The organism is Lysinibacillus sp., assembly GCF_032093475.1.
Taxonomy (GTDB): Bacteria; Bacillota; Bacilli; order Bacillales_A; family Planococcaceae; genus Lysinibacillus; species Lysinibacillus irui.
In genome coordinates, this window is record NZ_DAMDAY010000176.1 from 1 (window position 1) to 6,754 (window position 6,754).

Here is a 6,754-nt window from a genome sequence, read left to right on the forward strand (position 1 = left end):
TCCGTTACTTCCCCAATAAAGAGTGTATGATCTCCAGCTATTTGTTTGCTATGGACATTACATACGATGCTAGCTAATGCATTTTTAATAATAGGTAGTTCATTTACCCAATCAAAATCAATCGCACGCTCTTCTTTTATTTGTCCTGCAAAATGCATCGATAGATCTTTTTGTTCCTCTGATAAAATGTTAACTGTAAATTTTCCTGTAGTATTAATTTTATCTAGCATTTTTGCTTTTTCACCAATGGATATTAAGACCAGTTTAGGGTCAAGCGAAACGGACATAAATGCATTAGCCGTCATACCGTGTGCTTCCCCATCCATAACTGTTGTAATAACTGTCACCCCAGTAGCAAATTTCCCCATTGCATTTCTAAATGTTCTATCGTCCATCATATGATTTCCTCCTCAAAATTTTTCGTATTTTAACCTTCTTAAATAATTAAATATTCAGACTATTGATCGTGGATTCTGTTATTTAACAACTAGTTCTTTCTGTGGTAGTGATTGATCTACTAGGCTCTCCTCCATCACTGGCGTTTTGCGTAAAAATGTTACAGAGATAAAAGAAGCAACAGAAAGGATCGCAATAAATAGAGCGAGTGGCATCCAAGAGTTATGATAAGTACTTAGCAAAACTGTAGCAATCATAGGTGCAGTTCCACCAAACAATGCGGACCCTGCTTGATAACCAAGTGTAATGCCTGTATACCCAACATTTGTAGTGAACATCTCTGTAAACATGGTGCCAATGATACTGGCAATAGAAGACCAGAGAATTCCTAAACCTATAATGGCAGCGGCATAAGCCCAAAATGTTGATTGTGTTGATAATAAATAATAGTAAGGGAAAGAAAAGACTGCAATTCCAGCTGCTCCCATCATGAAAAGGCGCTTACGCCCCAATACATCTGATATTTTCCCCATGATTGGAATACAAAGTGTCGTCACAATGGTTGCAGCAGTTATAATGTTTAATGCGGTAGTCCTCGAAAAGCCTATGTGCTCTGTCGCATAGGAGATAAAAAAGGTTGTGAAAAGATAGAATGGACCTACTTCCACACATTTTGCCCCCAATGAAATGAAGACGGCTTTCCAATGGTAACGTATTGTTTCAAAAAGCGGAACCTTTACCACATTACCTTTTTGCTTTTCTTCACTGAATGCTGATGTTTCTTCTATGCCACGGCGTATCCAAAAACCAGTAATTACTAGAACTGCGCTTAGTAGAAAAGGCAGTCTCCAGCCCCACGAAAGGAATTGTGCCTCTGGTAGTAAACTGACGATTGAAATAGCAGTTGTGCCAAGTAACATACCAAGAGGAATTCCCATCGCAGGAAAACTTCCATAGAAACCTCTCTTTTGTTTTGGTGCATTTTCAACCGCTAAGAGCACAGCTCCTCCCCATTCTCCACCAACTGCAATACCTTGAAGAAGTCTTAAAAATACAAGCAGAATAGGTGCAAAAATTCCGATTGTACTATAGGTTGGGAGCAAGCCTATACATACCGTGGATATGCCCATTAATAGTAAAGAAACGACAAGGGTATTTTTCCTTCCGAACTTATCACCCATATGACTAAAAATCAGGCCGCCAAGAGGTCGAATAAAAAATGTGACACCAAAGGATGCATAAGCGAGTAACAAACTTACATACGGATCATGGCTTGGGAAAAACAATTTATTGAAAACAAGTGCTGCCACAGTACCATAAAGAAAGAAATCGTAAAATTCAATGGTACTGCCTACTAAACTAGCAAATAATATTTTTCGGGAACTTGCAGTTGATTTTTCATTTCCCATTCATCACATTCCTCCAACTATTTGATTTTTTAATACCATTTTGTAGTTAAACTTTAATTCCAAATAGGGATACTATCCATATAAGCGACCTTGTTAAAAAATTTTACAGTCATTTCTTGATGATTTCCCTCTTTTAGCCTATCTAGTTTATTACTATTCAGTTCTACCCTGGAATCATTGGAGCCACTATGTTTTAAAAAGCCTTGAATGGTTCTATCTCCATAAGCTATTTCAACTTTATACAAGCCTGGTTTTGGCATCACATATTTCTCTTGAATATGAAACTCCATACTATTCAACTGCTGATAGATAAACAGATCTTTTGGGTAATGGGAGCTTCCCTTTATTTCATAATGCTTTCCTAAGTAATAGGGAACTAAGTGAACATCACCTTCACTTATTAATTCTCTAATCAACGTTGAGCTTATCTTGTTATCATTCGTAATTCTTTTGGGGATGACCGTTACATCAAAGGGATTGGATAAACTAGCCTTTCGTAAATAATCTACATTTCCTTGCGCTTTATAACCAAAGGTAAAGTCAAAACCCGCGACAACATGTGTAGCATGGAGATTGATTATATATTGATTAATAAATTCACTTGCAGGAAGTGAAGCGAAAAGCAATGTGAATTCCATTACCAAAACTCTATCAACACCGAATTGAGACATTTCTTCAAGTTTAGAAGATAACGGGGTAATATATTTTCTATCTGTTTCACATTTAATAATTTCACTAGGATGAGGATGAAAAGTCATTACTGACAATTTTAACTTTTTTTTATTAGCTACTTTCTTTGCTTGCTGTAATAAATATTGGTGACCTAAATGAACGCCATCGAAAAAACCTAAAGCCATCACATGTGGTTCTTGAATGGCAACATGCCCGTTCAATGGGTGTGTTAAATACAAAACTTCCACTTTGCTTCACCTTCCTTACAAGTTATATAAATGTATACTGTACTGTGTATACATTAAAGGACAATAAAAAGTGTAGGTGTTGACCAGAGGCATTTTAGATGAGATTCTTCACCCCATCTAATTAGCTTCTCTTCTATGCTTACTCTTTATTTGAGTAGTAGCGAACTTCAAAAATTTTGCAGCCATTTGGTGATTTCCAAGGTCCATGCTCCATGCCAGGAGGTCGACATGCTACCATACCAGCTGAAAATTCCTCATTCAGGCGTAAGTCGATTAAGGATCCTTCGATAATGTATAATTCTTCCCAGAAATCATGAACTTGTACACCATCTGGGGAAGTGTCTGCCCCTGCACCTAGTTCAAGAATACGTGTTGCTACTTCAGTACCTGGAATTTGTGCGATAATTCGTTGTGCGGAGCCTTCTACCGTTTTTGAAGGAATAGCCTCAAACGTTTTATAGTCAACAAATTCATGCTCTTCTTTCTCCTGATTCGCATAATAACGAACCTCGAAAATTTTACAGCCGTTTGGTGATTTCCACGGACCATGCTCCATTCCAGGTGGACGACATGCTACCATACCAGCTGAAAATTCCTTATTCAGGCGTAAATCAATTAACGACCCTTCCATAATATATAACTCTTCCCAGAAATCATGAACTTGTACGCCATCTGGGGACGTATCTACCCCTGCGCCTAATTCCAGAATACGTGTTGCCACTTCAGTACCCGGAATCTTTGCGATAATTCGTTGTGAGGAGCCTTCTACCGTTTTTGAAGCAACTGTCTCAAACGTTTTATAATTAACAAATTCATGCTCTGGTTTAATAAGCACATCAATATCTGGTTTTCCCATGTCAAACGACCTCCGCATCTGCTAAAATATGAACCTTGTAATCTAATTCGATTTTTCGGTCAGTTAAACGATCATATAATTCTGCTGAAAAACCGTCACCGTATATAAATTCTCCAGTAACAATTGGTAAGGTGCCACAAAATATCATCATATCCTCACAATAATATCCACGGTCTTCAATAATAGTTAGTAAATCTTTTGGATGTAGGAACTCACCAAGTGTTCCCGTTTGATATTCCTGTTTCACGCCATTCACCAGCATCCAACTTCTCATTTCAATGTCATCCCAGCGACTTGCAATGTCATCCAGTAACCAAAATTGTGATGAAATAGGCTTGCTGCAAACCTGTTTGGATTTTTGGATGGAGACTTTTTCAAGCTCACGATCCGTGTGATCACTGCCTAGTCCTACATACCATTGTCCTTTCACATTCATAATAACGACTTCAGCCTCACCACTACTCGTTTCTTTGACTACTGAAATAGCTGAGCTTGTCGTAATAAGATCTGTTGAAACATCGTAAATCATCGGCACTTGAGGTGGTGCTGGAACGCCAATCGCTTTTAATTCATCAATATGTTTTTTTACAGATGCCTGATCTTTTCCTGTATAGCCAGCAATAAGCAGGCGTTTAGGTGTAACCTCCATGCTCTTTCCTGAAACGATAATATTCATCAAATGTACTCCTCCTGTCTGTCTAAAACTCGATGCTTTAAATTAGGGAAAACATCACGAATGTGCGCAATTTGAGAAGGATCAATTTCTGTTTTTACAATCGTTTCTTCATCTCCTCCACTTGCCATTACAATTCCCCAAGGATCGACCACTTGACTGTGTCCGCCTAAATGAACGCCATGCGTATTGCCTACACAATTACTCGAAATTAAGAAACATTGATTTTCTAATGCTCGAGCTGTATTAAATATTTTCCAATGCTCTAATCTAGCATGTGGCCAAGCGGATGTAACAAGAAGTAGCTCTGCTCCTAAATCTACCTGTGCACGATATAATTCAGGGAATCGTAAATCATAGCAAGTTGATAATCCAACCTTCCCAAAATCTGTATCAACTACAGTGATTTCATTACCTCTAGTAAGGATTTTCCCTTCATGGGAACCGTAGCGGAATAGGTGAATTTTTCTATACGTGCCTATTAGGTCCCCATCAGGAGAAAATAGAACACTTGTGTTATAAAATTTTCCATTATTTCTTTCTATGAAACTGCCTGCAAAAAGATAGGATTGAACTTCTTTTGCCTTTGAAGAGAATCGTTGGACAAAATCTCCATTTATTTCCTCTGATTCATCAACATATCGATCAAATGCAAAGTATCCCGTAGCCCATGTTTCAGGTAGCACAATTAAATCTTGACCTTTTAACTTATCAATCATGGATTCCACACGATCTATACGGGCGATTTTAGATTCATTCTCTTTAATCTCCATTTGGATGGAAGCAATCTTCATATTTTCAACCTCCTTTTCTCAATATTTCCTAAACTAGTTCCTCGACTTGAGTAGGAAGAGAATAACTTTCTAAAAATGTTTCCACCATTTTTACTGGCTCTTCATAGCCGTAATTTCTAAATGCGTAGCCTTTCGTTACAAATGGTGCTCCATTATAGAACAATTCGTATTGTTGATGTCTACCACCAAATTCTGAACCAATAATGTCCCATACTAACTTAAATAATTTGATTCTCTCTTCCGCACCAACCCCTGTTGAACGGATATATTGGTATATATCATCTTTCGTATCAGGATTGATCATTTCTTTATATGAGGAAGGCAATTGTAAAACACCTCCACCACAAAGCTCTCTTAAAATTCGAATAGTAGATGCATAAATAATATCCTGCTGACCAACTACACCATAAAGGAAACGTGGATCTGGTCGAGCTACCCCATTTTTATCAATCGTACAATTATATTCTGAAGCTAATAAATTACCTTCTACAGATGCTGCAATAGATGCTAATTCACCTAGCTTTTCTTGAACAGAAGGGATTTTATCAATACCATTCATTGCTGTCACTTTACGTGCTGCACCAATTAAAAACTTTAATTTGTTACTAAATCTAATTTGTGCTTGATTATTGCCTAAAACGTGAGCTGGTGTTTCATGGAACTGGGCCCTTACAATATCAATATTTTTGTAGACAAAAATATGTGACCATGGAATAAATACATCATCAAAAACAACTAACGAATCGCTTTCATCAAAGCGAGAAGACAAAGGATAATCAAATGTGCTTGGTGATTTTTCAGCGTAACTAGGTCTCGCATAAAATTTCAACCCTTTTGCATTAATCGGTAAGACAAAGGATAAAGCATAGTCTTCATCACCAGGACGTAGTGGCGTAAGACAGCTTACAAATAAGTAATCTGATACGGCTGAAGCTGTACCAAGCATTTGAGAGCCTCTTACTACAATTCCATCCTCTTTTTCTTCATAAACGCCTACAGGGAGGTATTTATCTTCTAGCTCATGAGCTGCTTTACTTCGGTCAATTTGTGGTGGAATGATAACATAGGTTACATATAAATCATGATCTCGAACATGTTTATAGAAATTTAACACATTTTCTCCAAAACCTTTTCCCCCACGTTCAAATACTTCTGGTGAACTGGCAAATGAAGCTAAAAAACTAGCGACATGGTCTGGACTTCTGCCAACAAATCCACAAGTTGCTTCAGACCATTTAGAAATGGCCAATCTACGTTCCTTTAATTCCTCACGACTTTTGGGGATCATATAGATTTTATTTGCTAGCGTTCCATCCTCAGTTTTATAAAGCATATTTTGTGATTCATCTAATGCTAAATCGTATAAACCAGCAATTGTATTTGTAATTCCTTTAAAAGCAGGATGAGTCGCTACATCTCTCACTCTTTCTCCATTTATGTAGATCGCTCTATCATCTTTCAATGCTTGTAAATACTCTTGACTTGTTCTAACCATCTTTCATTCCTCCCAATGTGTTAACTATATAGATGTTAAAGAGACAATCTTTCAGACAATCAATACCCCCATCAAGTATTTTGTATACTGTATTGTGTATACATTGATTCCTGAAATAATTCAAAAAATTACAATAATTTAATATAGACTTCACCGCAAGCGCTTTCAATAAAATAAAAAATAAGATTAGATATTCCCTAATTGAACAATT

7 protein-coding genes are annotated in these 6,754 nt (G+C 37.2%); all 7 read right to left on the reverse strand.

All coding sequences use genetic code 11. The features are described from left to right. The coding region (locus RT445_RS22490) for a flavin reductase family protein (RefSeq protein WP_313471605.1) at positions 1-395 on the reverse strand (395 nt) is incomplete at its 3' end. Positions 396-476: 81 nt separating this feature from the next. Next, positions 477-1,805: an MFS transporter gene (locus tag RT445_RS22495; protein WP_274793175.1), complete on the reverse strand. Its 1,329-nt coding sequence runs from the start codon at positions 1,803-1,805 to the stop codon at positions 477-479. Positions 1,806-1,858: 53 nt separating this feature from the next. Continuing rightward, entirely contained in the window at positions 1,859-2,725 is an 867-nt protein-coding gene (locus RT445_RS22500) for an FAD synthetase family protein (RefSeq protein ID WP_274793176.1), read from the reverse strand. 139 nt (positions 2,726-2,864) lie between these two features. Beyond that, a complete protein-coding gene (locus RT445_RS22505; RefSeq protein WP_274793177.1) occupies positions 2,865-3,581 on the reverse strand; it encodes a cupin domain-containing protein in 717 nt (238 codons plus the stop codon). Between the two features lies 1 nt (position 3,582). Then, positions 3,583-4,257: a DUF2848 family protein gene (locus RT445_RS22510; RefSeq protein ID WP_274797329.1), complete on the reverse strand. Its 675-nt coding sequence runs from the start codon at positions 4,255-4,257 to the stop codon at positions 3,583-3,585. After that, entirely contained in the window at positions 4,257-5,048 is a 792-nt protein-coding gene (locus RT445_RS22515) for a carbon-nitrogen family hydrolase (RefSeq protein ID WP_274793178.1), read from the reverse strand. The genes RT445_RS22510 and RT445_RS22515 overlap by 1 nt, the downstream gene beginning before the upstream one ends. Before the next feature lie 28 nt (positions 5,049-5,076). Then, positions 5,077-6,543, reverse strand: a complete 1,467-nt coding sequence (locus RT445_RS22520) for a 4-hydroxyphenylacetate 3-hydroxylase family protein (RefSeq protein ID WP_274793179.1) — start codon at positions 6,541-6,543, stop codon at positions 5,077-5,079. Positions 6,544-6,754: the final 211 nt, after the last annotated feature.